Annotated in this window: 1 protein-coding gene; it reads left to right on the forward strand. The window is 63.1% G+C overall.

The window, feature by feature from the left end; genetic code table 11:
- Nucleotides 1-470 (forward strand): putative Ig domain-containing protein (locus tag ASD71_RS28455; protein ID WP_235512355.1); only part of this gene is annotated, 470 nt, incomplete at both ends.

Consider the following 470-nt stretch of genomic DNA (forward strand, 5'->3'; position numbering starts at 1 on the left):
CTGAACGCTGACGGTTCGTACTCGTTCAATCCTGGTTCGGCCTTCAACAACCTGGGCGCAAACCAGACGGCTACGTCGTCGATCACCTACACCGTCTCGGATGGCGAAGGTGGCACCAGCACGGCTACGCTCACCGTCACGATCACGGGCACGAACGACACCCCGATCCTCACCCCGGGCGTGACGCTTGACGATCAATCCGGTAACGACGGCCAAGCCATCACCCCGGTCGACATCTCCGGTCAATTCTCGGATGTGGATACCGGCGACGTACTGACGTACTCGGCCACCGGCCTGCCCCCCGGCCTGACCATCGATCCSAAGACCGGCATCATCTCCGGCACGCTCGACAAGTCGGCCTCGCAAGGCGGCAATGAAGGCGTCTACGCCGTCACCATCACCGCGACCGACAAGTCCGGCGCCTCGGTGTCGCAAGACTTCTCGTGGGACGTCAAGAACCCGGCTCCGAC

Origin of the sequence: Achromobacter sp. Root565, from assembly GCF_001427425.1 — a bacterium.
GTDB lineage: Bacteria > Pseudomonadota > Gammaproteobacteria > Burkholderiales > Burkholderiaceae_B > Achromobacter > Achromobacter spanius_D.